The following is a 24,861-nucleotide window of genomic DNA, read 5'->3' as shown; positions in this document are numbered from 1 at the left end:
CCAAGGAGATTTCGATGAAGAAGCATCTGCGAGCCCTCGCCCTGCTGGGCGCGGCGACACTGGCGGTGACCGTGGCCGGCTGCTCGGCCGGCGACACCGGCGCGGGCGACGGCCCCGAACCCGTCGTCATGTGGGGGTCCTGGTCCGGCGACCAGGTGAAGCAGCTCGAAGAGCAGGCCGCGCGATTCAATGATTCGCAGGACGAGTACGAGGTCAGCTATGTACCGCAGGAGCTGGTCGAGGAGAAGCTGCTCACCGCGCTGGCCGGCGGGCAGGTGCCGGATGTGGTGCTCTGGGACCGCTATCAGACCTCGCTCTATGCGCCGAAGGGCGCACTCGCGACGATCGACGAGTTCGTGAAGGAAGACGACATCGACACCGGTGTCTTCTACGAGCCGGCGCTCGGCGAGATGGAGGTCGACGGCAAGCTGTACGGCCTGCCCCTCCTCGTGGACAACCGTTCTCTGATCTACAACCAGTCGCTCCTCGATGGCGCAGGGGTGACCGCTCCGACGAACTGGGATGAGCTGCGCACCGCGGCTGAGGCCCTCACCGTGCGCGACGGCGGCAAGCTCACCCAAGCAGGCTTCGACCTCAGCGATCCCGGTCTGTTCAGCATGTATCTCGCCCAGGCGGGCGGAGAGCTGTTGAACGACGACGAGACGAAGACCGCGTTCAACAGCCCCGAGGGGCTCGAGGTGCTCGACTTCTGGCAGAGTCTGCTCGACGCGGGGGTCTACGAGCAGGGCTTCGGCGACACCGGCGACGCCTTCGCCGAGGGACGCACCGCCATGAAGCTCGACGGGCCGTGGGCGCTGTCGACTCTCGACAAGGTGGACGGACTCACCTACGGCGTCGCCCAGCCTCCCGCGGGCCCGGATGGTGACACCGGTGCCTACACGGGTGGCTTCGGGCTCGTCATCCCCGAGGGTGCGAAGAACGCCGAAGGTGCGTGGGAGTTCATGAAGTGGTGGACGACCGAGGCCGAGAACGGCGTCGCATTCGGTGAGATCTCGGGCTGGATCCCCGCCAACATCGATGCCGCGAACGACCCGTACTTCACTGAGGACGAGCATTACGCGGCGTTCATCGAGACGATGAACTACGCCCAGGCCCGCCCGAACGTCCAGGGCTTCTCGGATGTCGAGGGCAAGGCCCTCGTGCCGGCGCTCGAGCGCTTCCTCTCCGGTGAGATCTCCGCGAAGCAGGCGCTGTCGGACGCTCAGACCCAGGGAGATCAGATCCTCGCGAAGAACCGCTAGGCCGGCATCCGCCCGCTCCACCCGGTCGGGCGGCGACCTCGCGGCTCGTCGCCCGACCACCCGCACGTCGCCTCCGCGACACAGGAAAAGGAATCATGACCAGCACTCCCGCGCAGACCTGGTCCGCACATGCGGACGTCGCCCAGCGCAGCCTCGACCACTTCTTCGGGGTGGCGGGCACGCAGTACCTCGCCAACAGCCACCCGCACGATCGCGGGAACACCGAGGTGTTCAACTACTGGTGGCTCGCTCACGTGATCGATGCGCGAGTCGATGCGTGGGCGCGCACCGCCGACCGTGCCTGGCTCGCGGAGGCAGACCGCGCCAGAGCGAACATCATCGAACGCAACGGCGGCCAGCTCTTCAACGACTACTTCGACGACATGCTCTGGTTCGCGCTCGCGCTGGAGCGGATGCATGCGGCGACAGGGGAGCAGCGGTACCTCGATGAGGCCATCGCGATCTGGGACCATGTCGTCGCCGAGGGATGGAACGAGACCCTCGGCTGGAGCCTCGCGTGGCGCAAGCAGCAGCTCGCGTACAAGAACACCCCCGCGAACGGGCCGCTGGCCATCCTCGGAGTGCGGCTCAGCCGCGTGGATGCTTCTCGCGATTCCCTGACGTATGCGCGGACCGCGTTCGACTGGCTGACGACGAACCTCGTCGGCGACGACGGATTCGTCGAGGACGGGATCAACCGGAACGACGACGGAGCCGTCGACGCGCAGTGGCGGTTCACGTACAACCAGGGGCTCTACGTCGGCGCCGCCGTCGAACTGTATGCCGCGACGGGGAGCGCCGCTACCTCGAACGGGCGGTGCAGACCGCGGTCACCGCCGTGCGGGAGCTCAGCGACGGTACGGTGTTCCGCGACGAGGGCGACGGTGGCGACGAAGGGCTGTTCAAGGGCGTCTACTACCGCTACCTCGGTGAGCTCCTCGCCGTGCTGGCGGGTGAGGACGGCTTCGAGGACGAGCGCGTGCTGCTGGAGAGCTTCTTGCGGGCGAGCACCGACGTCCTGTGGGCGAACGGGCAGGTCGACGGCCTGCTGCGTCCGGGCAATGACTGGTCGGAGGCGCCGGCGGAGTGGATCCCGTACTCCACGGCGCTCAGCGCGATCTTCGCCGTCGAGCAACGTGCCCGGCTCGAAGCTCGTGCCGAGGGAGCCGATGCGGTGACGGTCGGGGCGGCTCGCACCGCCGAATAGTCCCCTGTCGTCTCGTCGATGCCCGTCGCGCTGCACTCGCAGCACGATGGGCATCGTGCGTCAGGGGCGAGGGGCGGCGGTCGAGGCGCCGAGCACGAGCTCGGTCGGCAGGACGACCTTCTCGATCGCGTGCGGTGTGGAGAGCTGGCGCTGCACGGACTCCACGCCCTTGATCCCCAGGTCGCGCTGCGCCTGACGGATGTGCGTGAAGCGGAAGATCCCGGTGTCGAAGAAGGCGTCGGGGTGGTCGAAGCAGACCACGGAGATGTCCTCGGGGATGCGCAGTCCGATGCGGTCGCAGGCCTCGCGCATCATCAGGGCGATGTTGTACTCCGCCGCCACGTATCCGGTGATGTCCGGATGCTCTCGCACGAATTCGACCAGACGCTCGATGTCGTCTTCGACGGTGTCGGTGCTCCCGGGGACGGTGGAGCCGATGGTGTGCAGCTCTGCACGGTTCTCGAGCGGGAGGTGATTCGTCGCGTGCGCGTGGATGTACCCGTTGCGTCGATCGTCGCTCGAGGAGACGTGGCTCGCCGAGCTCACGAAGCCGACGGTCTGGTGCCCGAGCCCGAGCAGGTGCTCGGTCGCCGTGCGTCCGCCGCCCAGGTTGTCCGAACACACGGCGGAGACGGGGATGCCGTCGAAGAGGCGGTCGAGGATCACCACGGGGAACCGTCGCGTGACGAGCTCGAGCGCGGCCGGCGGGATGTACTCCGATGAGCTGGGCAGGAGGATGATCCCCTCGACGCCCGCGTCGACGAGGGCCCGGATGCAGGCGTCCTCCTCGGACAGATCGCCGCCGGAGCGCTTGATGATGACGTGCGTGTCGGCGCCGGCAGCCGCGAGGATGCCCTCGATGATCTTGTTGCCGAAGGTGTCGTCGAAGCTCGTCAGGACGCAGCCGATCAGACGCGCCGAGCTCTCCGGATTCGCCCCGGCGCGAGCGATCGTGGGGGCCGAACTCGTCACCACGGTGCCGATGCGGGGGCGGCGCATGATCATGCCGTCGGTGCGGAGCAGCTCGAGCGCGCGCTTGATGGTGATCGGGCTCACATCGAACTGCTTCGAGAGCTCGGCCTCGGAAGGCAGTTTGTCGCCGACCGGGTAGGTTCCCTGAGTGATCGCTTCTCGCAACGACTCGTAGACCTGTTTGTAGAGCACTGTGGACCGTCCCCCTGCGCCGAATAGTTATATTAAATCTACAGCGCGAACTCGCGATCTGTCTCTTCGCGCGCGGATTCGATGAGTCACGCCCGCACCTGCGTCACAGCACGATGTCGCCCGAGGACTCGAGCGCCCGCCATCCGGAGTCACGTGCGCCACGGGCGCCGAGGGCATCCGCGTCGACCAGCGGCCCCAGGTCGATGCCGGTCAGGGCGGCGACGTCGGCGATCGGCACCTGGAACGTGCGGAACGACCCGAGGGGAGGGATCGCGAGAGTCGTCTCGCGCACGTCGACCAGGTCGGACTGATCGAGCACGAAGCCCGCAGCGGCGAGGCCGTCGGCTGCGTGCCAGGCGGCGATCTTCCAGAACCGGAGCGGGATGCGGATGCCCCGATAGGGCGGGTCGGCATCGGCGAGCACCGGAGCCGTGAACACCGACAGGCGCTGATCCGTCGCCTCGGCGTAGGCGAGCACGTGGTCTTCGAGGCCGAGCCAGAGCTCCTTCGACTGGTTAAAGTCGGCCGCCTGCGGTGCGGCGTTGGGGTAGAAGAAAGTCGCCCGGCTCGCAGCCCCGGCTTCGGCGACCTCGCCCCACCCCGGGTCGCGCCGGCGCACGAGGTGACCGCGGTCGAGGTCGTTCCCGGCATACACCGCCGGCCCGGTCTGCTCCTCGGCCGGAGCGCGCTCGTCGAGGCGCCACTCGCCGGTGCGCGGCAGGTCGCGAAGAAGGGCGCCGTCGATGTTGACCGCGGTCACGGCCGCGAGCCGGCGCACCGGATCCAACAGCACGCTGAACCGAGGGTAGGGGAGCGCCCGTACCGGCTGCGAGGGCTGGGGGAGCGGCAGTGTCGTCTCGAGGAAGTCCGGGTCGTAGCCGTCGGTCATGCTCCCATGGTGCCCGGGGTCTCCGACGTCCGCATCCTCACTCCGCCTCGCTCACCCCGGATCGACGATGACGTCGAGCGCGACACCCGCGCACGCGACGCGCGGCAGTTCGGCGAGTCCGCTGCCGCGCACCGAGTCGCCGGTCGCCCAACGGGGATCGGTCGACACGACGACGCGACCGACGCCGTTCGTCAGGGTCACCTCGCTCCCGAGGGCGGCGAAGCGGTGCGTCAGGTCCTGTTCGACGGCCGACACCAGCAGGTCGAGCCCGGCGACCCCGATGCGGAAGCCGTCGACCTCGGCGGGCACCGCGATGGTGATCGTGTACTCGTCGCTGCACAGGTAGTCCACGTAGGGTCCCGCGACGTGCGGGTCGCCCGTCGCCATCGGCACCCGGAACCACTCGAGCGCGCTGTAGTCGATGTTCTCCTTGTTGAGCGACTGCGACGCGAGCACGAGCTGTCGCCGATCCTCGCCCTGCCACCAGGCGAGGTGGCTGTGCGCATCGGAGAGCAGGTCGATGGCTGCGATGAACCCCGATCCGTACACGGGCACTCCGGGGAGTGCGAGCGTCTTCAGTGCGTGCGGCTGCACGAGCGCGTCGATCTTCGAGCGCGTCAGCGGGCCCCCGGAACGCGCGTCGGAGACCTGGGCGGCGAAGGGCTCCACCCAGTCGACCAGGGCGCGGACGGGCGTGGAGAAGTAGTCCTCCACGATCGCGGCTGCGGCGTTGAGGGTGGTGTCTGTTGCGGCATTCATCGCGTCCTCCTGTGCACGTCGATGCGGGTCCTGGGGGTCTAGCCGGTCGCTTGGATGCGGATCAGGGCGTCGATGGTCTCGGCGACCATGAGTTCGGTCCTCGCTCCGGCGGCATCGGGGTCGGCGGCCTCGACGGCGTCGATCACGGCGGCCAGGTGGGCGCCCTGCCGCCGAAGGTTCTCGGTCTCGTGCGCGACCAGGCGCAGGAACGGCGAGAGCTCCGCCTGCAGCTTCATCTGTTCCCGGGTGAGACGGGCCGACTGGCTCAGCGCGACGATCTCGATCTGCACGTCGTCGAGGAGGCGGCGCTGCGCTTCGGCGTCGAGCTCCTCGATGTGCTCCATGCGCCGCCGCACCCGCTGCGTCTCGCTGGGGTCGGCGCGCCGAGCGGCGAGCCGGACGCACGCGCCGGTGATGGCGGCGTAGTGCGCGCCGAGGTCGCGCAGCGCCAGGCGTGAGGTGCGCCGCACGGCCTCCCGCGCGAACGTCAGCGGGTCGGCGTGTGCGGCGACGAAGCTGCCGCCGTTGCGCCCGCGACGGGTGACGACGAGGCCGCGACCGCGCAACGCGAGCAGCGCCTCGCGCACGGTCGGAGCGACTCCGAGGCTCTTGCTGAGGTCGGCCTCGGAGGGGAGCCGCTCGCCGGCACGGAGGTGGCCACGCGTGATCGCATCGACCAGTCGGCGCTCGACGAGTTCGGCCCTGCCCTCGTCGCCGATCGGCTGGAACAGCGCGCCCTGGAGTCGGTGCGGCTGCTGGTGCTCGGGGTCGGGGAGGGGGTGGCAGAAGCGTGCGTCGGATGCGTCGTGGTGCTCGATGCCATGCTGCGATTCTCCCTTCCTCGATCACGATACCCAAGAAAGTCGTTGTTGACATATTACCTCTGGGTTTATATGTTTTGGTGAATCTTCCGAGTTCGACGACGATCCGAGGAGCGCGACATGATCGCCACGGCCCCCGCAGCACCCGCAGCATCCCCCGACGCCGCCCGTCCGGACGGGACGGTGACCCTCCGCGGAGTCACGAAGGCGTTCGGCGAGTTCACCGCCGTGCGCGAGCTCGACCTCGATGTCGCCTCCGGGGAGTTCCTGTCGATGCTCGGCCCCTCGGGCTCCGGCAAGACGACCGTGCTGCGCATGATCGCCGGCTTCGAAGACGTCACCCGCGGCAGCATCCACCTCTCCGGGGTCGACGTGACCCGCACGCCCCCGCACGCCCGGCCGGTGAACACCGTCTTCCAGGACTACGCCCTCTTCCCGCATCTGACCATCGCCGACAACGTCGGCTACGGCCTGCGCGTGCGCGGTGAAGGCAAGAGCGCCCGTGCCGCTCGAGTGCACACGGCACTCGAGCAGGTGCGCCTCGACCACGTCGCCGACCGCCTGCCGCATCAGCTCTCCGGCGGCCAGCGCCAGCGCATCGCTCTGGCCCGTGCGCTCATCCTCCGCCCCCAGGTGCTGCTGCTCGACGAACCGCTGGGTGCGCTCGACAAGCAGTTGCGGGAACAGATGCAGATCGAGCTCAAGCAGATCCAGCGCGAAGTCGGCATCACCTTCATCTTCGTGACGCACGACCAGGAGGAGGCGCTGACCCTGAGCGACAGGGTGGCGGTGTTCAACGGCGGCCGCATCGAGCAGATCGGCACCGCGCGCGACGTATACGAGCGTCCGCAGACCGAGTTCGTCGCCCGGTTCCTCGGCCTGTCGAACCTGATCGGCGGAGACCTCGCCGAAAGCCTCACCGGGGACCGTCGCACCATGAGCGTGCGTCCCGAGCGGATGCGGCTGACGGGTGCGGATGCGCCTGCGGCCACCGGCGAGGTGTCGCTCGCCGGCACCGTCAGCGAGGTCGTCTACACCGGACCGGCCACGCGCTACCTGGTCTCGACCGAGGCGGGCATCGACCTCATCGCCGAACGACCCAACTCCCGACACTCCGCCGAGGACGACCTCGGCCGAGGGCACCGCGTCCGCGCCGTCTGGTCTCCGGACCACGCGGCGCGGCTTCCCTGAAACACACCGCAGCACCCGAACCCCTGAAGAAGCACCCCGCAGCACCGATCACGAAGGAGCGATCCATGCGTAAGAAGATCCTGGCCACCACGGCGATGGCGGCCGTCGCCGTCCTGGCACTGTCCGGCTGTTCCGGCAGCGAAGACACCACCTCGGAGGGCTCCGGCGAGCTCCAGATCGACGTCCCCGACATCGCGATGATGGAGGAGCTCGGCGACAACGAGGGCGAGGTCAACATCGTCGCCTGGAGCGGGTTCGTCGAACCGGCCTGGAGCGATGCGTTCACCGCAGAGACGGGGTGCGTCGTGAACCGCCGTGTCGCGGGCACGAGCGACGAGATGGTGCAGCTCATGCGCACCGGGGACTACGACCTGGTCTCGGCATCCGGCGACGCCAGCCTCCGCCTGATCGCCGGTGGCGACGTGCAGCCGCTGAACCTCGAGCTCATCCCGAACTTCGGCGACGACATCGTCGAGGGCATGAAGGGACAGATCTACGACACCATCAACGGCAAGTCCTATGGCATCCCGATCGGACGCGGCGCGAACATCCTGCAGTACAACAGCGAGGTCGTGACCGAGGAGCCCACGAGCTGGGACGTCGCGTGGGAGAAGGACAGCCCTTACGCGGGCAAGGTCATCGCCTATGACGCGCCCATCTACATCGCCGACGCTGCGGTGTACCTGATGGCGCACGAGCCCGACCTCGGCATCACGAACCCGTATGCGCTCGACGAGGAGCAGCTGGCCGCGGCCGTCGACCTGCTCAAGCAGCAGAACGACCTCGTCTCGGAGTACTGGTCCGACCCCGCGGCGCAGATCACCTCGTTCGCCGGCGGTACCTCGGTTCTCGGCACCTCCTGGGAGGTGCTGCGCAAGCTGACCGAGGACGACAAGTTCAAGAGCATCCTTCCCGAGGAGGGCTCGACGGGATGGTCGGACGCCTGGATGCTGGCGACCGAGTCGAAGAACCCGAACTGCGCGTACGCGTGGATGGACTACTCCTCCTCGCCCGAGGTGAACGGCGCGATCGCGATGAACTTCGGCATGGCGCCGGCGAACGCCGCGTTCTGCGAGACCAGCGACGAGGCGAAGGCGCACTGCGACTACTTCAACGCCACCGACGAGGAGTACTTCGAGAACGTGTGGTTCTGGACGACGCCGATCGAGCAGTGCATCGACGGTCGCACCGACGTCACCTGCACCAACTTCCAGCAGTGGACCGACGCCTGGCTCTCGGTCAAGGGCTGAGCCGTATCGAGGGGCGGGTCGCACGGCCCGCCCCTCGCCCCCGCAGATCTTCCGCACTCACGAACGGGATCGACATGAAGCGCCGCCTCCGGATCGCCGGGCTCCTCGCTCTTCCGATGACCTGGCTCATCGGGATCTACATCTTCTCGCTGGTCATGCTCCTGGTGACCGCCTTCTGGATCACCGACCCCTTCACCTCGAAGGTGAAGCCCGGTTTCACGCTGCGCAACTTCGAGCAGCTCTTCGTGAACCCCGCCTACCTGTCGACGTCGCTGCGCACCCTCGGGATCGCGCTCGCCGTCACGGTGCTCGCGGTGCTCATCTCCGTGCCGCTCGGCATCTTCATGGCGAAGGTCGCCTCGCCGTGGTTGCGTGCGCTGCTCGCCGTCTCGATCACGCTTCCGCTGTGGGCCGGATACCTGGTCAAGGTGCTCGCGATGCGGATCACTTTCACCGAGCAGGGCTTCGCGAACTGGCTGCTCGCTCCGTTCGGACTCAGTGGCCCGGGGTTCACGGTCTTCACGGTCGTGCTCACCCTGACCTACCTGTGGCTGCCGTACATGGCGGTGCCGGTCTATACGGCGATCCGCCAGGTGCCGCCGAACCTCTTCGATGCATCGGCCGACCTGGGCGCGGGCTCGTGGCGCACGATCGTCGCCGTGGTGCTCCCGCTCATCAAGCCGGCGCTGATCGCCGGTTCGGTCTTCACGTTCTCGCTGAGCCTCGGCGATTACCTGGTCGCGCGGTTCGTCGGAGGGGACACGCAGATGATCGGCAGCGTGATCGCGTCGAACATCAACCTCAACCCTCCGCTGGCGGCCGCCTACTCGCTGGTCCCCATCGCGTTCGTCGTCATCTACCTGGTGAGCGTGCAGCGCACCGGCGCCCTGGAAAGGATGTGAGTCGCACATGCTGAGACTGTCCCGCACCTCCAAGATCGTCCTCGGGGTCATCGTCGCGATCGTGCTCGCGTTCATGTACATCCCGCTCGCGCTCGTGGTGCTCAACTCCTTCAACGCGGCCCGCATCGTGAGCTGGCCGGTCGCCGGGTTCTCCCTGGAATGGTGGGGGAAGGCCTTCACGAGCGAGCCCGTGCGCGCCGCACTCCTGAACTCGATCCTCGTGGCGGCGGGGGCGACGGTGATCGCGGTCATCCTCGGCACGCTCGTGGCGTTCGCGCTCCAGCGGTACTCGTTCTTCGGTCAGCGTGCCGTGAACCTCCTGGTGGTGCTGCCGATCGCCCTGCCCGGCATCGTCACGGGCGTCGCCCTGAACAACACCTACAACCAGCTGCTCGAGCCGATCGGCATCCAGGTCGGCTTCTACGGGATGATCATCGCCCACGGCACGTTCTGCATCGTCATGGTGTTCAACAACGTGCTCGCGCGGCTGCGGCGCATGAACCCCGGCATCGAGGAGGCGTCGAAGGATCTCGGGGCGAGCCCGTGGCAGACGTTCGTGCTGGTGACGCTGCCGCAGTTCCGCAGTGCGCTCATCGCCGGCGCCATCCTCGCCTTCGCCCTCAGCTTCGACGAGGTGTACGTGACGATCTTCACGGCCCCGCCCGGCGTCGACACCCTCCCGCTGTGGATCATGAACCAGATGGCCAGGCCCAACGAGGCCAACGTCGTCAACGTCGTCGCGACGGTCGTCATCGTCGCGTCCTTCCTCCCGGTGTGGATCTCGCAGCGGCTCGGCAGAGAGGTCGACGAGCGCGACTGACGGGGAAGGGGCGATCTGCAGGAAGCGCGCCCCTTCTCAGTCGTCGGTGCGGAACCCCGCCGCCTTATGGGTGCCGTCGCAGAACGGCTTGATCGCCGAGAGTCCGCAGCGGCACAGGGCCACGGTGCGTCGGTGGGGCGGGAGCGGTTCACCGTCGCTGGTGCGCAGTTCGACGTCGCCCCGCACCAGCAGAGGACCGTCGGGATACGGTGTGATGGTCACCGGCTCCCTGCCGCTCATGACGACACCCGCGGCCGCAGTGCCGAGGAGCCAGCCGCCCAGGACTCCAGCGTGTGCGCGCCCGCCCAGCCGTCGACCGTCAGACAGGCGGCCGCGCCGAACAGGATGTCGGGGAGCAGGTCGGGGTGATCCTCGGCGAGGCTGCCGGCGAGGTCGCGCGCGGCGATCTGCTCGTGCACCGCGTCCGCCTCGACATGCTCGTCGAAGTACTCGGTGACGTCGTCGCCGAACCCGAGGCGGCGCAGCCCATCGGCGTACAGCTTGCACGGGATCGACGACGTCATCTCGTATGCCGCCAGGTGACCGACGATCGCGCCCACGAGCCGTCGGTTGAGGCCGAACAGCGACATCATGTTGTGCGACGCGAGAGTGATCGCGGGCACGTCGTCGACGTAGGCTCCGTACGTGTCGTCGAGGCCGGCGCCGCGCATGGCCCTCGCGAAGATCTCGGCATGCACGCGCTGCGGTCGTCCTCCGCCGTACTCGTCGGCCTGGATCTCCACGAGCGCGGCCTTCGCCCGGCCCTGCAGGCGCGGAATCGCCCAGGAGTGCGGGTCCGCCTCCCGCAGCGTGTACACCGACCGCAGGATGAACGTCTCCTCCGCCTGCTCCCTGGTCGCCTTGCGCGCGACGTGGCGGAGAGGCTCGGCCCGGTGTCAGCCGCGGCGAGAGCGAAGAGGGCGCGGCCGACGGCGTCGACGGTCGGCTCCGGAAGCTCCGGCATCGGCACGCTCGCGCGCAGAGCCTGCTCGAAGGCGGCCTCGAGCACACGCCGTGTCGCCAGGAGCGCGGGGTCCCACTCCCGGTCGGCATCGAGCTGCGGGAGCGACCCGTAGGCCGAGGCGTAGAGCACGAAGAGCGCGAGCTGGAGGTCGTCGTCGCGCACGATGTCGGCACTCGACGCGACGGCGTCGGCGGCGAGAGCGGTGTGGTCCGTGACCTCGTGATCGTCGTCTGTGAGGTGCGTGATGATGGCACGGCTCACCGGCCCTCTGTCGCGGAACGGGAGGGCCGTAGCGGAGGTGGTCGCCGGGGCGGAGATGGTCATGATTCTGGCTCCCAAATCGGTGTGGAGTCTCATCCTGCGGGCAGAGTCGACTCGGAACCAGGGACTTGACGCGCGCGCTTGCGCAGGGCAGGAGACGCAGCGGTCGCGATCGATCAGGGGCAGATCTCGAACACGTGGTCGTCGTCCTCCGGGGTGACGAGTTCGCGGTCGCGGAGCACCATCGAGGCGGGCGAGGTGTCGTCGTCGCACATCTCGGCGAACGGGCGGGGGAGTTCGTCGGTGTACTCGATGTCGATCACGTGGTCTCCGTACACGTCGGTGTAGGCATCGCACTCCGTGTAGGCCGCGCACTCCTCGGTGACCGCGAAGTCGAAGCCGGCGCGCTCGTGCAGCACGGCGGCGTCTTCTGCGGCGTTCTTCTGCCCCGCGGCGAGCCCCGACGAGTGGGCGGCATCGACGAACAGCGCGGCCAGCGCCAGGTTGTCGTCGAGGGTGAGCGCTCCTGCCGACCGGGTGTACGAGTCGAGGTTGTCGAACTCGACCGCGTCGAAGCCGGCATCCGCGCAGCCCTCGATCCATGGGGTCACGGTGTCGGCGATCCGCTCCCGCGCGCCGCGGCTCGCCGTGTCGAGCACGGCCTCGTCCGGCCAGTCCGGGTCGAACACGACCTCGCCGTCGCGGTGGAGCAGCAGGTCTTCGGGCCAGGTGTCGAGCTCGCCCGGCTGGGTCTGGAAGCCGTTGACGTAGCAGATCGAGTACACATCCGGTGCAGGGTCCGCGCTCCGGTCTCTCCCGACGATGCCGACCTCGGATGCCGGTTCGTACGAGCCGCCCAGCTGATAGTCGGGCACGGCACCGGCGGGCGGAAGCACGACGGAGTCCATGGTCGAGGTCGCCGCGCAGCCCCCGAGTGCGACCAGCACGACGGCGGCGCACGAGAGCAGGGCGGCCCGTGCCGCCGCGATCAGCTCTTCGCTCCGTACAGCTCCGCGATCTCCTTCGACCCCATGCCCTGGGCATAGGTCGGGTGCTGCGGCCACCCCTCGGGGAGTCCTCCCACTGCTCCTGCCGCCCGAAGGGGAGCAGGTCGACCAGGCCCTGGAGGTGACTGAGTCTCTCGGTGCCGCGGCCCTCGGTGTGCCAGGTCCGGTACACGGTGTCGCCGTCGCGCAGGAAGACGTTCACGCCGAACCCCGCGTTCGGGGGTGCGTCCACGTCGGCGCCGAAGGTGCTCGCGGCGCTCGAGTACCAGTCCATCCGATTCCCGACGCGCTCACGGTAGGCCAGAGCCTCCTCGATCGGACCGTTGGTCACGATCACGAAGCGTGCGTCGTAGTAGCGCTCGAGCACGTCGAGGCGTGTGAACTGCGACGTGAAGCCGGTGCAGCCGGGGCACTGCCACTCGCTGCCGTCCGACCACATGTGGTTGTACACGATGAGCTGCGAACGTCCGTCGAAGATGTCCGCGAGGCGGACCGGTCCTTCTGCCCCCACGAGCGTGTAGTCGGGCAGCTCCACCATCGGCAGCCGTCGTCGCTGTGCCGCGATCGCGTCGAGCTCCCTGGTCGCGGCCTTCTCGCGCACGCGCAGCCGGTCGAGCTCGCTGCGCCAGGTCGCGGCGTCGACGACGGGGGAAGGGTGGATTCTGCGCTGCTCACGGTGACCTCCGGGTGCGGGGCGAGGATGCGTCCAGTCTGCGCGCGGTCACCGACACCGTCAATGCGTGTCCGGCCCCGAGGCGACCACGTCTGCGGGCACGGCCTCCGCCGGATTCCTGCGGATGCCGATCCACGACACCACGCCGCCGACCACGAGCAGTGCCGCCGTGACCCACGCGGCGTTGTGGAACCCGTCGAGATCGAGCGCGCCGCCGACGATGGTCGACAGCATCGCCACCACGAGCAGCCCGGCGACGCGGGAGACGGCGTTGTTCACGGCGGATGCGATGCCGGAACGACTCTCGTCGATCGCGCCGAGGATCGCCGCGGTCAGCGGGGCGACGGTGAGCGAGAGGCCGAGGCCCATCACGATCATCGCGGGCAGCACCTGCCACCAGTAGTCGAAGTCGGCGGAGACGAGGAGCAGCATCAGCGCACCGACGGCCATGATCAGCGGGCCCACCGTCATGAAGATGCGGGGTCCCCACCTGCCGGCCCACTGTCCGGCGCGCGAGCTGATGAGGATCATGAGGATCGTCATGGGGAGGCTCGCGAGTCCTGCCGCGGTCGCGCTCAGCCCCGCGCCCTGCTGCAGGTAGACGCCGACCACGAAGCCGTTCAACGACAGCGCGGCGTAGACGAAGAGCGTGGCGAGGTTGCCCCACCCGAAGTCCCGCACGCGGAACAGCGAGAGCGGCATGAGCGGCGACGCCGAGCGCCGCTGACGCAGCAGGAAGAGCGCGAACAGCACGACGCCCAGGACCGCGGGGATCCAGATGGCCGGTGACTGCCAGCCGAGGTTGGGCTGTTCGATCAGTGCGAACACGACGGCGCCGAGGCCGATCGCGCACAGGGCGCCGCTCCACCAGTCGACCTTGATGCCTCGCGGATGCTCGGGAAGATGGAGCCGGGCGAGGAGCATCAGCGTGACCCCGATCGGGATGACGTTGATGAGGAACACGAACCGCCAAGAGAGGAAGTCGACGAACAGGCCCCCGAGCAGCGGTCCGACCAGCTGGGCGCCCGTGGTGAACGCGGTCCACACCCCGATCGCCCTGGACTGCACATCGGCCCGCATGGTCGCCGTGATCAGCGCGAGGGAGCTCGGGACGAGCAAGGCTCCCGCCGCCCCCTGCGCCGCGCGGGCGACGATCAGCATGAGCGGATCGAAGGCGGCGGCCACGGCGATGGACGAGATGCCGAACGCGATGAGTCCGATGCGCATCACCAGCACACGGCCGTAGGCGTCTGACACCGAGCCGGCCAGCAGGATCAAGGCGCTCAGCGTGATGAGGTACGCGTCGACCACCCACTGCTGCGTGGTGATGCCGCCGCCGAGCTCGCGGCTGATCGCGGGCAGCGCCACGTTCACGACCGTGCCGTCGAGGAAGGTCACGAACGAGGCGAGCACCGCGATCGAGATCACGAGGCGCTGGAGCGGAGCGAAGGATGGCACACGCCGACACTACTCCCGGCCTCGGACGCACGGCCCGCGGTTCAGGGAGCCGGCACCGGCTCCTGGTGGGGTTCCGGGAGCGGGTCGGATCGAGGGGTCGGGTCCGGTGCGGGAGTGCCCGCACGAAGAAGTCGTGCGAGTCCGCGGGTCCCCTCGTCGGCGAGGGCTCGGCGTTGCCGTTCTGCACCGGTTCCGCGAGCGCGCAGCAGGTCGAGCGCGGCGCCGACCCGGTCGTCGTCTCCGAGTTCGTGCAGGGCGGGGGCGATCACCCCCGCATCCGATCGGCGATAGCCCAGGCGTCATCGATCTCGCCCGTGGCGGGGTCGAGCAGCCGGGCGCTCATCCCGTGGCGCGCCGCCGTCCACAGCGAGGCGTCGATGCCGTCGACGCCGACGTCCGTCTGCGGCTGGTCCGTGGTCAGCACGAGCGCCCGTGCGAGGAGCGCGGCGAGCACGGAGTCCTCTGCGGTGAGCTGGGCGTCGAACACCCTCACCTCGACGGTCGGATACCGCTCCGAGATCCGCACGGCCCAGGCCAACGAGGAGGTCTCGGTGATCGCGCGGAGGCCGATGAGCCTGTGCACATGTGTGGAGTAGTCGTCGAAGTCGTGGAACCGTGGAGGAGACCACGAGGTCGGGAGTCTGCGGATCAGGATGCTGCGCCAGCTGGCGAACCCGGAGTCGCGGCCGCTCGCGAACGGGCTGTTCCCGGTGAGGGCGAGCAGGACCGGCAGCCATCCCCGCACGCGGTTCAGCGCGCGGACGCGTTCCTCGTCATCGGTCACCTCGACGTGCACGTGGAGTCCGTTGACCTCGTGGTCGCGGGTGAGGTGCCCGAGTTGCTCCGAGACCTCGTCGTAGTGAGCGGACGGCGAGACGGCCGAGGTGTGCGTGGTGGCGAAGGCCGTGCCCGTTCCCGCGGCGATCGCCTCCTGCTCCTGCGCGTGCCAGCCGATGAGTCCGCGGAGGTGGCGCAGTTGCTCCTCGGCGGCGGCGGCCGTCGACACCGGCTCGGTGAGGCACTCGATCTGGGAGGTCAGATACTCCTGCGTCACCTCGCCGCCGGTCCGCAGCCGCGTGATGCGCTCCCGAGTGCCGGCAGCGAGAGTCACGGGCACCAGAGAGTGCTGATCGAGGAAGAGGAACTCCTCCTCGACGCCGAAACGCGCCATCCGGGGCCTCAGTGATTCCTGAGGGCCGAGATCAACTCGGACTTCCGCTTGCCGCTGTAGCCGGTGAGCCCCAGCTCTTTCGCGCGTTCGCGCAGCTCGGGAACGGTCCAGTCCTCGTAGTCGCCGTGCTCGCCTCCGCGGCGGCCGATCGTGCTGCGGCCCTCCTTCGCGGCCGCGTTCGAGATGCGTGCGGCCTTCTCCTTCGAGGCGCCGTCATCGCGCAGCTCTTCGTAGAGTTCGGGGTCCTTCAGCGAATTGTTCCGTCGTCCAGGCATGTGCTCGTCCTTTCGCGCACTCGGAGGGTGGAAGTCAACCCCCTCTGCGAGATGTCCATTCGTGGATACCGTTGGGTCACCGCAGTCGGGCGCTTGCGCCCCGAAAGAAGGGAAAGACCGATGAACATCCTCCTAATCATCGTCATCGTCGTCGCTGTGATCCTTGCGATCACCGGAGGACTGGTGCAGTCGCTCCAGTTCCTTCTGTGGGTCGGGCTCGTCCTCCTCGCGATCGCCGTGATCGCCTGGTTGATCCGAGCGATCAGCGGCAGCCGCAAGGTCTGACACTGAAGGTCTGATCCTGAAGAGGTGAGGCCCGCCCATCGGCGGGCCTCACCTCTTTCGGCGTCCGGGACCGGGCGCCTACTTCTTGTCGAACGCGTCGCGCACGCTGTCGCCGGTCTTCTCGGCGGCGTCCTTCACGTTCTGACCGGCCTGCTTGGCCGAAGCCTTCACCTGGTCGGCCTGGCCCTCGGCCTCGAGACGCTCGTTGTCGGTGAGCTTTCCGACGCCCTCCTTGACCTTTCCGGAGGCCTTCTCGGCGGCGTTCTTGATGTCGTCTGCAGCACTCATGTCCTGCTCCTCTCATGGGTCGGATTCGACTGATCCCGACCCTCGCATGCGGGCGCGGAAGCAGCCACGGGATTGACAATCGGCGCGGGCCATGTCAGCGTCCCGCCCATCGACGCGAGTCCCCGCGAGCGACTAGCCTGGCGCCAGGCGGGTGGTCCTGCCCGCCGGTCTCTACTCACGGAAGCGGTGTGCGATGGACTCGATGATGATGGGCGCCATGTCGAAGAACATGGAGTCGATGCCCGACATGCAGATGATGGACATGTCGGTCATGCAGGCGTGCATGGATGCGTGTGCCGCGTGCGAGCAGGCCTGTACGGTGTGCTCGACGCAGATGATGGACTGTTCCCCCGCGTGCATGAACTGCGCCGACATGTGCAACACGATGATGCGCTCGATGATGCGGATGCAGGGCATGACCCCGGCGTCGATGATGGCGATGCTGGACGCCTGCATCGCGATGTGCCAGACCTGCATGGACGAGTGCATGGAGCACGCCGACATGAGCGAGGTCTGCCGGATGTGCGCTCAGGCGTGCCAGGCGTGCATGGACGCCTGCATGGCGATGAAGAACATGATGATGGCGGGTGCCTGAGCGGCGAGACCTGTTCGCCGCGCGGGGCCGTCAGAGGGCGGCGACGTTGAACTGGGTGCGTCCGACCGCGAGGACCCCGTAGCGCCCGTGCAGTGCGACGGGGTGCCCGGCGCCGCTTCGAGTGCGGCGCCGGAGGCGTTCCACAGTGCGTGGACGTCTCCGTCGAGCGTGCGCACGACGAGGTCGCCGGTGTGAGCGTCCGCCGACTCGACGAGAGCGTCGACCCACTCGGCGGGCGTCGCCGAGGCGATCCGCGCCTGGATCAGGTGCAGCGCGTGACCGGGCGCGAAAGAGGAGCACCGGTCGCCGTGGCTGCACATGCACGCCGCACGCTCACGCACCGGGAGGGGCGAGGGGCGGTTCAGCGGCGTGGACACGGCGGTCTCCTTCTTGTTCGACGTTCCGGAAAGACTAAGTCGCCTGTCTGCCGCTGCCCAGGCCGGGCGACACGGAGTGAAACAAACGGGTGTAGGCTCGCCGGGTGCTGTCGTCGATGAGCGCCCTCGGGGCGCAGAGCGGAGCTGCAGGCGCTTCCCGCGCCGCAGACAGAGGCTGAGGACTCACCGGAGGCGGACCCCCGTCGCCGGTGTCGAGTCGTACCCGGCGTCGCGTCGGGATCCTTCCGCCATCGATTCGCCCTCCGTGGGCTTCACCCCGAAAGCACCTCTCTCATGCGTCCCATCGACGAGCGCGATATCCGCGCGTCCTTCCTCAACGCCTCCCGCAAGGAGGTCTCCGACCTGACCCTGCCCGCCGGGTTCGCCGACATCGATTTCGATCGGCTCGACTTCCTGGGCTGGGTCGACCCGAAGATGCCCCGGCGGGCCTATGTCGTCACGTGGATCGACGACGCTCCGGTCGGCGTGTTCCTGCAGCGGGCGGAGCAGCGGGTGATCGCCCGCGCGCAGTGCTCGTGGTGCGAAGACGTCACGCTCCGCAACGACGTCCAGCTGTTCGTGGCGCGCAAGGCCGGCGCGGCGGGCCGCAAGGGCGACTCCGTCGGCGTCCTCACCTGCGCCGAGTTCGGCTGCAACCGCAACGTGCGGATCCTGCCGCCCTTGGCGTATCAGGGCTTCGACCGCGAGTTCGCCCGCGACCTGCGCATCCTGCGACTGCAGGAGCACGTCGCCGGTTTCCTCGCGGAGGTCGCCGGTCGCGCCATCTAGGCGACGTGTGCGCGTCCGCCGACGCGGGCGCGCACGTGTTCCTCGGCCGCACCCGCCAGGTGCGCGGACAGGCGGGCGAACTCGTCGAAGCTGCGTCGGCCGGGCCAGTCGGCCGGCAGCATCGAGGGAGGAAGCCCCGGGTCGGTGTAGGGCAGCACCCTCCAGCGATCGATGAGCTGCACGTACGCGGCGAACGGATCGTCGGGGAGCGTCGTCAGAGACTCCTGGAACGCGAGGTGCTCGGCGCGCAGCGCAGCCAGGTCCCACCACTGCGCCGCGGCCTCGACGAGGGAGCCAGCGACGACGGGGCGGATGCCTGGAACAGCGTCGCCCATCGACGCGCGTCCAGCTCCTCCAGGATCTGCAGAGCCTCCGCCTGCAGGTGACCGGGACAGATCCACAGCGCGGGTGACACGACCCCTGCGCCGATCCAGTGCAGGCGTCGACGCAGCTGGTGGCGGATGCTCCTGGCGCTCTCGGGGATCGAGAAGGAGACCAGGCACCAGGTGTCGGCGTCCGTCATCTCACGCATCCGGAAGATGCGTCTGTCGCCCCGCTCCAGCATGCTGATGGCGGCCGGATTGAGCCGATAGCCGATCGGCCCCGAGCGTTCGGCGATCAGCAGGCCCTTCTGCTTCAGTCGGGCGATGCCGGTGCGTGCCGCAGCCGATTCGATGCCGAGGTCGCCCGCGAGCGCGACCAGATCGGCCGCGGAGATCCATCCGCCGAGCGGCCGGAGGAAGAGGCCGACCAGGGTGCGCAGCAGCGACGCGGTGCTGCCGGGCCGTGCATCGATGTCGTCCAGCACGGTCGCGGCTGCACGCTCAGAAGTCACCGGACTCCAGGGCGTCCCGAACCGCGATGACCCCGTGACGGTCTCCAGGTGCGACGTGCTCAAGGGGGAGAGGCCGAGGCGGATGCCGTCGGGGTACCGGAAGTCCGGGATGATCCCGTCCGTCCAGAGTCGTCGGGTCACGTCGCGGAAATCGGGGTGACCGATGGTCACATGGCCGCCGCGCAGGGCGGCATCGCGCGGGCTGAGCAGGCGCACGCCGAGCGGCGCGAGGAGTTCGTCGTACGCCCGCACGGCGAGGTCGGTGAGCGACTGCGACTTCGCCCGCACGCCCTCGATCGAGGACTCCTCGATGAGGTCGAGCATGCCCTGCATCGCCAGCATCGACGTCACCGGCGGGGTGCCGCTGAGCAGTTGGCGGATGTCGCCGGACGGCACGTATTCGGGACCCATCGCGAAGATGTCCGCGGCGCTCCACCAGCCCTGGATCGGCTGACGCAGCACACCCTGGAGCCCGCGTCGGAGGTAGGCGAACGCGGGGGAGCCCGGTCCGCCGTTCAGGTACTTGTACGTGCAGCCGACGGCCAGGTCGACGCCCCACTCGTCGAGCTGCATCGGCACGACGCCGACCGAGTGGCAGAGGTCCCACATCATGAGGGCGCCAGATGCGTGCACGGCTGCGGTGATGGAGGGCATGTCGGCCAGAGCGCCGGAGCGGTAGTCCACGTGGCTCAGCGACACGAGAGCCGTCCGCTCCGTCACGACCGCTGCGACATCGTCGACCGTCACTCCCGACACGGGGTCGGGCTCGAGCCAGCGCAGGGTCATGCCCGTCTCGGCGGCCACGCCCTCGGCGAGGAACCGATCGGTGGGGAAGTTCCCCGCCTCGATCACGAGCTCGGTGCGGGCGGGGTCGGCGGCCGCGGCGGCGCGCATGAGCTTGTAGATCAGCACGCTGGTGGAGTCGGCGACGACGGTCTGGCCTGCGGCAGCACCGAGAGCGACGCGGCCGATGCGGTCCCCGAGCTCCATCGGCAGCGCCATCCACTGCTCGTCCCAGGAGCGGATCAGGCGGGTCCCCCAGTCGTCCCGCACGAAGGCGGCGAGCTTCTCCGGGATGTCGCGCAGCGGGCGGCCGAGCGAGTTGCCGTCGAGGTAGGCGGTGACGCCTGGCGCCTCGGCGAACGCGTCGAGGTGCGCGTGCAGCGGATCGGCCGCATCGAGGGAACGGGCCGTGTCGAGCAGGGAGATGTCGCGGGGATCGGTCATGTCACACCTTCAGGTCTGCGGGGGTGAGGGGCGGGCGTCGAGGGGGTCTGCGCACGCCGGGGTCGCGTGGGGAGCAGCAGCAGGACGGAGCCGGGGTCGAGCGGATCGACGGGGCGAGCGCGCGCAGTAGAGCAGTGGTGTCGAGGCCGGCCTCGCGGAGGGCGGCGACCTCGCGCGGGTTCAGGTCGACGGGCATCGGCCCGTTGCCCATGTCGGTGCCGTAGCGCACGGCGCCTCCTGCCGCGTGGAATCGTCGCACGTTGTCGACCGCGATCCCCGTTCGGGGCCGTCGTGGATGGCGAGCGTCGAGATCCAGGAGACCGAGGCCGCCTGGCGTGCGATCTCCTCGTCATCGAGGCGCTCCGTGAAGGGCGCATGTGCGAGGAGGGCTGCTCCGAGCCGGGCCACCTGCGGCGCCTCGCACGGTCCCTCCGCGTGGGCGACGACGGGCAGGCCGCGATGTGCCGCGAGCCGGACGATCGTGCGGAACAGGTCGTCCGAGAGCACCGGGCCGGCGACGCTGTTGCGGGCGACCTTGATGTGCGAGGCCCCGGCATCGGCCATCTCGGCGACGGCCTCTGCCGCGGCGTCGGCGTCGGCGATCTCGCGGACCGAGCCTTTCGGAGCCCACGAGCGATCGGAGGGGTAGCCGCCGGGCGCGGTGAGGAACGCCCCGGCGAAGCCGATCGCGACCGATCCCCTGTGCGCGGCGAGCGTGCGCAGCACGTCGGGGGTGCCGCCGAGGTCGACCACGCGGCCCAGGCGCGACCCGGCGAGCTGGGCATGGTCGACGAGCTGGAGGTGCACATGGTGGTCGGTGAAGCCCCCGACGATCACGCCGTCGAGGGGCGTGAGCCCGGTCGACGGAACATCGTCACGCAGCCGCGCGCGCCCGTCGACGGCCTCGACGACGCCCGCGCGCCAGCCGGAACCGTCGAAGAACGTCACGGAACGCATCAACTGCCGATCTCGGTGCGCACCGTGTAGAGCTCGGGGAAGAACGTCAGATCGAGTGCGCGCTGCAGGAAGCCGACGCCGCTGGAGCCGCCGGTGCCGACCTTCATGCCGATCGTCCTGGCGACGGTCTTCAGGTGCCGGAACCGCCAGAACTGGAAGTTGTCCTCCAGATCGACGAGGTCCTCGCACGCCTCGTACAGGTCCCAATAGCGGCTCGGGTCCTGGTAGATCTCGCGGATCGCCGGCACGAGCTCCGGTGTCTCCCGGTAGGGCTCCCGCACGTCACGCTCGAGGATCTCCGTCGGGATCGGGAGCCCCCGGCGGGCGGCGAAGCGCAGGAATTCGTCGTACAGGGTCGGCTTCTCCCACTCCACGGTGAGCAGGGCGAGGTTGGCCGGGTGGTCGCGGAAGACGCTCAGCATCTTCTCGTTCTTGTTTCCGAGGGCGAACTCCACCGCCCGGTACTGCACGGACTGGAAGCCAGAGGAGTTGCCGAGAGCCCCGCGGAACTGGGCGTATTCGGTGGGGGTCAGGGTCGCGAGCACCGACCACTGCTGCGTCATCACGTCTTGGATGCGCTTGATCCTGGCGATGCGCTTGAGGGCCTCACGCAGGTCGTCGCGAGCCAGCAGTTCGCGCGCGGAGGAGAGCTCGTGCAGGAGCTGCTTGAGCCACAGCTCGGTGGTCTGGTGCTGGATGATGAACAGCATCTCGTCGTGGTGCTGCGGTTCGCTCACCGGGTGCTGCGCCGTGAGCAGCTGGTCCAGCGCGAGGTACGCCCCGTAGGTCATCCGCCCTGACAGATCGGTGACGATCCCGGACTCGAGGGCGCGCTCATTCTCGGTGTGCATGCGCTGAATATATCACTTCTGTGGCGATCGTCACAGGCGTGAAATGTTTGAGACTCAGCGGGTGGTCTGTGCGTCCAGGAACTCGACGGTCTTCTGCAGAGCCGTCCGCGCATCCGGCAGGTCCAGGTGGAACTGGTACTCGTGTGGCAGCTGCGGCTCGTGCGGGGCAGGCCAGAACTGGGTCGTGACGTCGACGCCGAGCTCATCCAGGCGCTTCGCCATCGGAATCGACTGCAGCCAGGTGAGTCCGTCCCCGTTGCCGCCGGAGATGTAGGTGGTCGGGAAGTCTGCGGTGACCCAGTCGATGGTCGACATCGTGGCGCCGGTCGAGTCCTCCGCCCAGGTCTTCGTGCCGGAGTACGCCCACATCGCCGACTTGAATCCCCATCCGGCGATGCCGTCGAGCTGCGCGAGGGCTGCCAGGTCGTACACCCCGCAGTTGAGCACGGTCGCCACCACCTGCTCCGGCTTCAGCGACGGCGTGATGTCCATGATCTCGGCGTAGGCGGGATTCGTGATGAGAGTGGCCATCTGGCTCGCGAGCTGTCCGCCGGCCGAGTCGCCGGCGAGGACGATCTGCTGCGGGTCGACCCCGAGCTCGTCGGCGTGCTCGTCGATGTACGCGAGTGCCGCGTCGAGCTGATGCACGGCGAGTGGATAGACGCCCTCGGGTCCGATCGTGTAGTTCACCGCGATCGTCGTGTACCCCTCGGCGGCGAGGATGCGCATGTACGGGTCGACGTTCTCCTTCGCGCCGGAGATCCAGGCCCCGCCGTGGATCCAGACCACGGTCGGCAGTGCTCCCGTGGCGGATGCGGGGCGGAAGACATCCATCGTGGTGTCCGTGCCGTCATCGCCGTACGAGATGTCCTTCTGCACGTCGAGCTTCGTGTCGGGCACGTGCCTGTCCATCTCGGCGGCGGTCTCATCGCCGCCCTTGGTGAACACCGCGCGGATGATCATCGCCGACGGCCACGGCGTGATGGATCCGATGATCGCGATCACCGCGGCGACGGCGACGATGATCCCCAGGGCGACCTTCGTCCGGTGCCAGGGTTTCCGCGCCTTCTTCGGGCGTGCGGACTCTGCGGTGTGCGCGTCGATGCTCATGGACCCCTCCAGGCAACAGTGTGGCAGCAATCCGTGGCGCCGCAGAGTCCGTCGAGCGGGATCTCAGCGGGCGAGGCCGGCGAGGAGCCGACGTTGGCCGTAGTCGAACGCGCGGTCGACGTCGCCTCCGAGGCGGAACGCGCCGGAGAGCTCCATCTGCAGGAACCCCGTCGCCCATGCGGTGAAGAGGCGGGCCGCGTCGAGGGCGTCGTCCTCGCCGACGACGGCGGCGCATGCGCGGATGACGGGGGCGGCCGAGCGTTCCAGGGCATCGCGGGGGACGGCCGCGGTGAACATGATGCGGAACCCCTCGGGGTGGGCGTGGGCGAAGGCGCGGTAGGCGTCGGCGAGTGCCGTGAGGTCGGCGGCGGCGTCGTCGAGGCGCACGGTCAGGGCGTCGACCGATGCCGTGGCGACGGCGGCGTGCAGGGCGTCGCGATCGCGCACCCGCTTGTACAGCGAAGGGGCGCGCACGCCGACGCGTGCGGCGACGGCCTGCATGGTCAGGCCTGCGGGGCCGGCGATCTCGAGGATCTCGCGTCCTGCCGCGACGATCTCCTCGAGGGATGTGCGTTCCGGTGTGGGCATGCGCGTCCTCTCTGGATGGCTATTGACAATAGCCATAGCTACGTAACGTAGCCATCGCAAACACTCCGAGAGGATCCCCCATGAAGCTCGCCCCGCATCTGCACCGCATCGGCAACGACATCGTCGCCGCGTACCTGGTCGACCTGCCGGAGGGGATCACCCTGGTAGACGCCGGTCTCCCTGGTCACTGGCACGACCTGCAGCGCGAACTCGACGAGATCGGACGGCCGTTGTCCGACGTCCGCGGCCTCGTGCTGACCCACGGCGACAGCGACCACATCGGGTTCGCCGAGCGTCTGCGCCGGGAGGCGGGTGTGCCGGTGTTCATCCATGCGGCCGACAGCCACCGGGTGCGCACGGGCGAGAAGCCCAAGACCCCGATGGGACCGGCGAGACTCGCACCCACCCTGGGGTTCTTCGCCTACGGGCTCCGCAAGAACGCCCTCCGAACGCACTACGTCCACGACGTCGTGGAGGTCGCCGACGGCGATGTGCTCGACCTGCCGGGGGCTCCCGTCGTGGTGGGCATGCCGGGGCATTCGCCGGGCAGCATCGCCGTGCACATCCCGGTCGCCGACGCGGTCTTCGTCGGCGATGCGCTCACCACGCGGCACGTGCTCACCGGTCGGACCGGAGCGCAGCCCGCCCCCTTCACGGATGCGCCGGACGACGCGCTCGCCTCACTCGACCGGCTGGCCGACCTGCCCGCCTCCTGGGTGCTGCCGGGTCATGGGGCGCCCTGGCAGGGGTCTCCTGCCGACATCGCTGCGGCGGTCCGCGCCGCGGCCTGAGGCATCGTATCGGTGGACGGGGCTCGGGACTGGCGACGGTTCCCGGGACTGGCCACGATTCCCGGGACTGGCGACGATTCCCGGAACTGGCGAC

At 68.9% G+C, this 24,861-nt stretch carries 30 protein-coding genes and 4 pseudogenes; 10 read left to right on the top strand and 24 right to left on the bottom strand.

Annotation, left to right across the window (positions count from 1 at the left end):
* Positions 1-14: 14 nt before the first annotated feature.
* On the top strand, positions 15-1,262 hold the full coding sequence (locus G4G29_RS16580) for an ABC transporter substrate-binding protein (RefSeq protein WP_183150861.1): 1,248 nt from the start codon (positions 15-17) through the stop codon (positions 1,260-1,262).
* Between the two features lie 95 nt (positions 1,263-1,357).
* Entirely contained in the window at positions 1,358-2,440 is a 1,083-nt protein-coding gene (locus G4G29_RS16575; protein WP_183150860.1) for a glycoside hydrolase family 76 protein, read from the top strand.
* 89 nt (positions 2,441-2,529) lie between these two features.
* On the opposite strand, the gene G4G29_RS16570 is transcribed toward G4G29_RS16575, so the two are convergent.
* The 5 genes and pseudogenes from G4G29_RS16570 to G4G29_RS22690 form a co-directional block, all read right to left on the bottom strand.
* Positions 2,530-3,633, bottom strand: coding sequence for a GntR family transcriptional regulator (locus G4G29_RS16570; RefSeq protein ID WP_183150859.1), 1,104 nt, complete (start codon positions 3,631-3,633; stop codon positions 2,530-2,532).
* A gap of 103 nt (positions 3,634-3,736) precedes the next feature.
* On the bottom strand, positions 3,737-4,522 hold the full coding sequence (locus tag G4G29_RS16565; protein ID WP_183150858.1) for a DNA/RNA non-specific endonuclease: 786 nt from the start codon (positions 4,520-4,522) through the stop codon (positions 3,737-3,739).
* A gap of 51 nt (positions 4,523-4,573) precedes the next feature.
* On the bottom strand, positions 4,574-5,281 hold the full coding sequence (locus tag G4G29_RS16560; RefSeq protein ID WP_183150857.1) for a cache domain-containing protein: 708 nt from the start codon (positions 5,279-5,281) through the stop codon (positions 4,574-4,576).
* Positions 5,282-5,319: 38 nt separating this feature from the next.
* The gene (locus G4G29_RS16555) at positions 5,320-5,868 is read right to left on the bottom strand and encodes an FCD domain-containing protein (protein ID WP_244632124.1); all 549 of its coding nucleotides are present in this window, start codon (positions 5,866-5,868) and stop codon (positions 5,320-5,322) included.
* Positions 5,869-5,949: pseudogene (locus tag G4G29_RS22690) on the bottom strand (FadR family transcriptional regulator); the annotation flags it as partial.
* Between G4G29_RS22690 and G4G29_RS22685 the strand changes: the two are divergent.
* The 5 genes from G4G29_RS22685 to G4G29_RS16535 all read left to right on the top strand — a co-directional run bounded on the left by G4G29_RS22685 (position 5,935) and on the right by G4G29_RS16535 (position 10,265).
* Complete coding sequence (locus tag G4G29_RS22685; protein WP_244632123.1) at positions 5,935-6,186, top strand: hypothetical protein; 252 nt, start codon at positions 5,935-5,937, stop codon at positions 6,184-6,186. The pseudogene G4G29_RS22690 and the gene G4G29_RS22685 overlap by 15 nt on opposite strands.
* 36 nt (positions 6,187-6,222) lie before the next feature.
* The gene (locus G4G29_RS16550; RefSeq protein ID WP_183150856.1) at positions 6,223-7,293 is read left to right on the top strand and encodes an ABC transporter ATP-binding protein; all 1,071 of its coding nucleotides are present in this window, start codon (positions 6,223-6,225) and stop codon (positions 7,291-7,293) included.
* Positions 7,294-7,358: 65 nt separating this feature from the next.
* Positions 7,359-8,543, top strand: coding sequence for an extracellular solute-binding protein (locus G4G29_RS16545; protein WP_183150855.1), 1,185 nt, complete (start codon positions 7,359-7,361; stop codon positions 8,541-8,543).
* Between the two features lie 74 nt (positions 8,544-8,617).
* Positions 8,618-9,445: an ABC transporter permease gene (locus G4G29_RS16540; RefSeq protein WP_183150854.1), complete on the top strand. Its 828-nt coding sequence runs from the start codon at positions 8,618-8,620 to the stop codon at positions 9,443-9,445.
* Between the two features lie 7 nt (positions 9,446-9,452).
* Positions 9,453-10,265 (top strand): ABC transporter permease, encoded by an 813-nt coding sequence (locus tag G4G29_RS16535; RefSeq protein ID WP_183150853.1) that lies wholly within the window; start codon positions 9,453-9,455, stop codon positions 10,263-10,265.
* A gap of 36 nt (positions 10,266-10,301) precedes the next feature.
* On the opposite strand, the gene G4G29_RS16530 is transcribed toward G4G29_RS16535, so the two are convergent.
* From G4G29_RS16530 to G4G29_RS16500, 8 genes and pseudogenes are all read right to left on the bottom strand, one after another.
* Positions 10,302-10,505: a CDGSH iron-sulfur domain-containing protein gene (locus tag G4G29_RS16530; protein ID WP_183150852.1), complete on the bottom strand. Its 204-nt coding sequence runs from the start codon at positions 10,503-10,505 to the stop codon at positions 10,302-10,304.
* Positions 10,502-11,553: pseudogene (locus G4G29_RS16525) on the bottom strand (iron-containing redox enzyme family protein). The gene G4G29_RS16530 and the pseudogene G4G29_RS16525 overlap by 4 nt, the downstream one beginning before the upstream one ends.
* 113 nt (positions 11,554-11,666) lie before the next feature.
* A complete protein-coding gene (locus tag G4G29_RS16520) occupies positions 11,667-12,554 on the bottom strand; it encodes an endo alpha-1,4 polygalactosaminidase (protein ID WP_345941102.1) in 888 nt (295 codons plus the stop codon).
* Positions 12,479-13,158 (bottom strand): annotated as a pseudogene (locus G4G29_RS16515) (DUF899 family protein). Before G4G29_RS16515 ends, G4G29_RS16520 begins: the two are co-directional and overlap by 76 nt.
* Before the next feature lie 72 nt (positions 13,159-13,230).
* Positions 13,231-14,628: an MFS transporter gene (locus tag G4G29_RS16510; protein ID WP_183150851.1), complete on the bottom strand. Its 1,398-nt coding sequence runs from the start codon at positions 14,626-14,628 to the stop codon at positions 13,231-13,233.
* A 41-nt stretch (positions 14,629-14,669) separates the two neighbouring features.
* Complete coding sequence (locus G4G29_RS22680; RefSeq protein WP_244632122.1) at positions 14,670-14,897, bottom strand: hypothetical protein; 228 nt, start codon at positions 14,895-14,897, stop codon at positions 14,670-14,672.
* Positions 14,894-15,799: a YbdK family carboxylate-amine ligase gene (locus G4G29_RS16505; protein WP_244632121.1), complete on the bottom strand. Its 906-nt coding sequence runs from the start codon at positions 15,797-15,799 to the stop codon at positions 14,894-14,896. Before G4G29_RS16505 ends, G4G29_RS22680 begins: the two co-directional genes overlap by 4 nt.
* A gap of 8 nt (positions 15,800-15,807) precedes the next feature.
* Complete coding sequence (locus G4G29_RS16500) at positions 15,808-16,074, bottom strand: Rho termination factor N-terminal domain-containing protein (RefSeq protein WP_183150850.1); 267 nt, start codon at positions 16,072-16,074, stop codon at positions 15,808-15,810.
* Positions 16,075-16,194: 120 nt separating this feature from the next.
* Here G4G29_RS16500 and G4G29_RS16495 point away from each other — a divergent pair, with 120 nt between their 5' ends.
* Positions 16,195-16,359, top strand: coding sequence for a hypothetical protein (locus G4G29_RS16495; RefSeq protein WP_017201713.1), 165 nt, complete (start codon positions 16,195-16,197; stop codon positions 16,357-16,359).
* 78 nt (positions 16,360-16,437) lie between these two features.
* On the opposite strand, the gene G4G29_RS16490 is transcribed toward G4G29_RS16495, so the two are convergent.
* The 3 genes from G4G29_RS16490 to G4G29_RS16480 all read right to left on the bottom strand — a co-directional run bounded on the left by G4G29_RS16490 (position 16,438) and on the right by G4G29_RS16480 (position 17,619).
* Positions 16,438-16,647 (bottom strand): CsbD family protein, encoded by a 210-nt coding sequence (locus tag G4G29_RS16490; protein WP_183150849.1) that lies wholly within the window; start codon positions 16,645-16,647, stop codon positions 16,438-16,440.
* A gap of 171 nt (positions 16,648-16,818) precedes the next feature.
* Positions 16,819-17,136: a hypothetical protein gene (locus tag G4G29_RS22675; protein ID WP_244632120.1), complete on the bottom strand. Its 318-nt coding sequence runs from the start codon at positions 17,134-17,136 to the stop codon at positions 16,819-16,821.
* A gap of 39 nt (positions 17,137-17,175) precedes the next feature.
* Entirely contained in the window at positions 17,176-17,619 is a 444-nt protein-coding gene (locus tag G4G29_RS16480; RefSeq protein WP_244632119.1) for a hypothetical protein, read from the bottom strand.
* 294 nt (positions 17,620-17,913) lie between these two features.
* Between G4G29_RS16480 and G4G29_RS16475 the strand changes: the two genes are divergently transcribed.
* On the top strand, positions 17,914-18,408 hold the full coding sequence (locus G4G29_RS16475) for an FBP domain-containing protein (protein ID WP_183150847.1): 495 nt from the start codon (positions 17,914-17,916) through the stop codon (positions 18,406-18,408).
* On the opposite strand, the gene G4G29_RS22670 is transcribed toward G4G29_RS16475, so the two are convergent.
* The 8 genes and pseudogenes from G4G29_RS22670 to G4G29_RS16440 all read right to left on the bottom strand — a co-directional run bounded on the left by G4G29_RS22670 (position 18,405) and on the right by G4G29_RS16440 (position 23,976).
* A complete protein-coding gene (locus G4G29_RS22670; RefSeq protein WP_345941186.1) occupies positions 18,405-18,626 on the bottom strand; it encodes a PaaX family transcriptional regulator C-terminal domain-containing protein in 222 nt (73 codons plus the stop codon). The genes G4G29_RS16475 and G4G29_RS22670 overlap by 4 nt on opposite strands.
* On the bottom strand, positions 18,623-19,216 hold the full coding sequence (locus G4G29_RS16470; RefSeq protein ID WP_244632613.1) for a hypothetical protein: 594 nt from the start codon (positions 19,214-19,216) through the stop codon (positions 18,623-18,625). Before G4G29_RS16470 ends, G4G29_RS22670 begins: the two co-directional genes overlap by 4 nt.
* Before the next feature lie 16 nt (positions 19,217-19,232).
* A pseudogene (locus G4G29_RS16465) lies at positions 19,233-20,470 on the bottom strand (aminotransferase class V-fold PLP-dependent enzyme).
* Between the two features lies 1 nt (position 20,471).
* Positions 20,472-20,699, bottom strand: coding sequence for a hypothetical protein (locus G4G29_RS16460; protein ID WP_210274184.1), 228 nt, complete (start codon positions 20,697-20,699; stop codon positions 20,472-20,474).
* Positions 20,651-21,418: a hypothetical protein gene (locus G4G29_RS16455; RefSeq protein ID WP_183150845.1), complete on the bottom strand. Its 768-nt coding sequence runs from the start codon at positions 21,416-21,418 to the stop codon at positions 20,651-20,653. Before G4G29_RS16455 ends, G4G29_RS16460 begins: the two co-directional genes overlap by 49 nt.
* Positions 21,419-21,426: 8 nt before the next feature.
* On the bottom strand, positions 21,427-22,278 hold the full coding sequence (locus G4G29_RS16450; protein WP_183150844.1) for a tryptophan 2,3-dioxygenase family protein: 852 nt from the start codon (positions 22,276-22,278) through the stop codon (positions 21,427-21,429).
* Positions 22,279-22,332: 54 nt separating this feature from the next.
* Positions 22,333-23,388 (bottom strand): alpha/beta hydrolase, encoded by a 1,056-nt coding sequence (locus G4G29_RS16445; RefSeq protein WP_183150843.1) that lies wholly within the window; start codon positions 23,386-23,388, stop codon positions 22,333-22,335.
* A gap of 63 nt (positions 23,389-23,451) precedes the next feature.
* Complete coding sequence (locus tag G4G29_RS16440; protein WP_183150842.1) at positions 23,452-23,976, bottom strand: TetR/AcrR family transcriptional regulator; 525 nt, start codon at positions 23,974-23,976, stop codon at positions 23,452-23,454.
* A gap of 80 nt (positions 23,977-24,056) precedes the next feature.
* Between G4G29_RS16440 and G4G29_RS16435 the strand changes: the two genes are divergently transcribed.
* Positions 24,057-24,767, top strand: a complete 711-nt coding sequence (locus G4G29_RS16435) for an MBL fold metallo-hydrolase (RefSeq protein WP_183150841.1) — start codon at positions 24,057-24,059, stop codon at positions 24,765-24,767.
* Positions 24,768-24,861: the final 94 nt, after the last annotated feature.

This window comes from Microbacterium sp. Se63.02b, from assembly GCF_014171575.1.
In the GTDB taxonomy this organism is placed as follows: domain Bacteria; phylum Actinomycetota; class Actinomycetes; order Actinomycetales; family Microbacteriaceae; genus Microbacterium.
This window is presented reverse-complemented; position numbering and strand designations above follow the sequence as displayed.

Coding starts and splice junctions, on each gene's coding strand:
- G4G29_RS16450 (WP_183150844.1), bottom strand. CDS start 22,278: ATGCACACCGAGAATGAGCGCGCCCTCGAGTCCGGGATCGTCACCGAT.
- G4G29_RS16435 (WP_183150841.1), top strand. CDS start 24,057: ATGAAGCTCGCCCCGCATCTGCACCGCATCGGCAACGACATCGTCGCC.
- G4G29_RS16530 (WP_183150852.1), bottom strand. CDS start 10,505: ATGAGCGGCAGGGAGCCGGTGACCATCACACCGTATCCCGACGGTCCT.
- G4G29_RS16565 (WP_183150858.1), bottom strand. CDS start 4,522: ATGACCGACGGCTACGACCCGGACTTCCTCGAGACGACACTGCCGCTC.
- G4G29_RS16500 (WP_183150850.1), bottom strand. CDS start 16,074: ATGCCTGGACGACGGAACAATTCGCTGAAGGACCCCGAACTCTACGAA.
- G4G29_RS16535 (WP_183150853.1), top strand. CDS start 9,453: ATGCTGAGACTGTCCCGCACCTCCAAGATCGTCCTCGGGGTCATCGTC.
- G4G29_RS16545 (WP_183150855.1), top strand. CDS start 7,359: ATGCGTAAGAAGATCCTGGCCACCACGGCGATGGCGGCCGTCGCCGTC.
- G4G29_RS16505 (WP_244632121.1), bottom strand. CDS start 15,799: ATGGCGCGTTTCGGCGTCGAGGAGGAGTTCCTCTTCCTCGATCAGCAC.
- G4G29_RS16490 (WP_183150849.1), bottom strand. CDS start 16,647: ATGAGTGCTGCAGACGACATCAAGAACGCCGCCGAGAAGGCCTCCGGA.
- G4G29_RS16540 (WP_183150854.1), top strand. CDS start 8,618: ATGAAGCGCCGCCTCCGGATCGCCGGGCTCCTCGCTCTTCCGATGACC.
- G4G29_RS16560 (WP_183150857.1), bottom strand. CDS start 5,281: ATGAATGCCGCAACAGACACCACCCTCAACGCCGCAGCCGCGATCGTG.
- G4G29_RS16495 (WP_017201713.1), top strand. CDS start 16,195: ATGAACATCCTCCTAATCATCGTCATCGTCGTCGCTGTGATCCTTGCG.
- G4G29_RS22675 (WP_244632120.1), bottom strand. CDS start 17,136: ATGCACTCGTCCATGCAGGTCTGGCACATCGCGATGCAGGCGTCCAGC.
- G4G29_RS16440 (WP_183150842.1), bottom strand. CDS start 23,976: ATGCCCACACCGGAACGCACATCCCTCGAGGAGATCGTCGCGGCAGGA.
- G4G29_RS16475 (WP_183150847.1), top strand. CDS start 17,914: ATGCGTCCCATCGACGAGCGCGATATCCGCGCGTCCTTCCTCAACGCC.
- G4G29_RS16575 (WP_183150860.1), top strand. CDS start 1,358: ATGACCAGCACTCCCGCGCAGACCTGGTCCGCACATGCGGACGTCGCC.
- G4G29_RS16445 (WP_183150843.1), bottom strand. CDS start 23,388: ATGAGCATCGACGCGCACACCGCAGAGTCCGCACGCCCGAAGAAGGCG.
- G4G29_RS16550 (WP_183150856.1), top strand. CDS start 6,223: ATGATCGCCACGGCCCCCGCAGCACCCGCAGCATCCCCCGACGCCGCC.
- G4G29_RS16580 (WP_183150861.1), top strand. CDS start 15: ATGAAGAAGCATCTGCGAGCCCTCGCCCTGCTGGGCGCGGCGACACTG.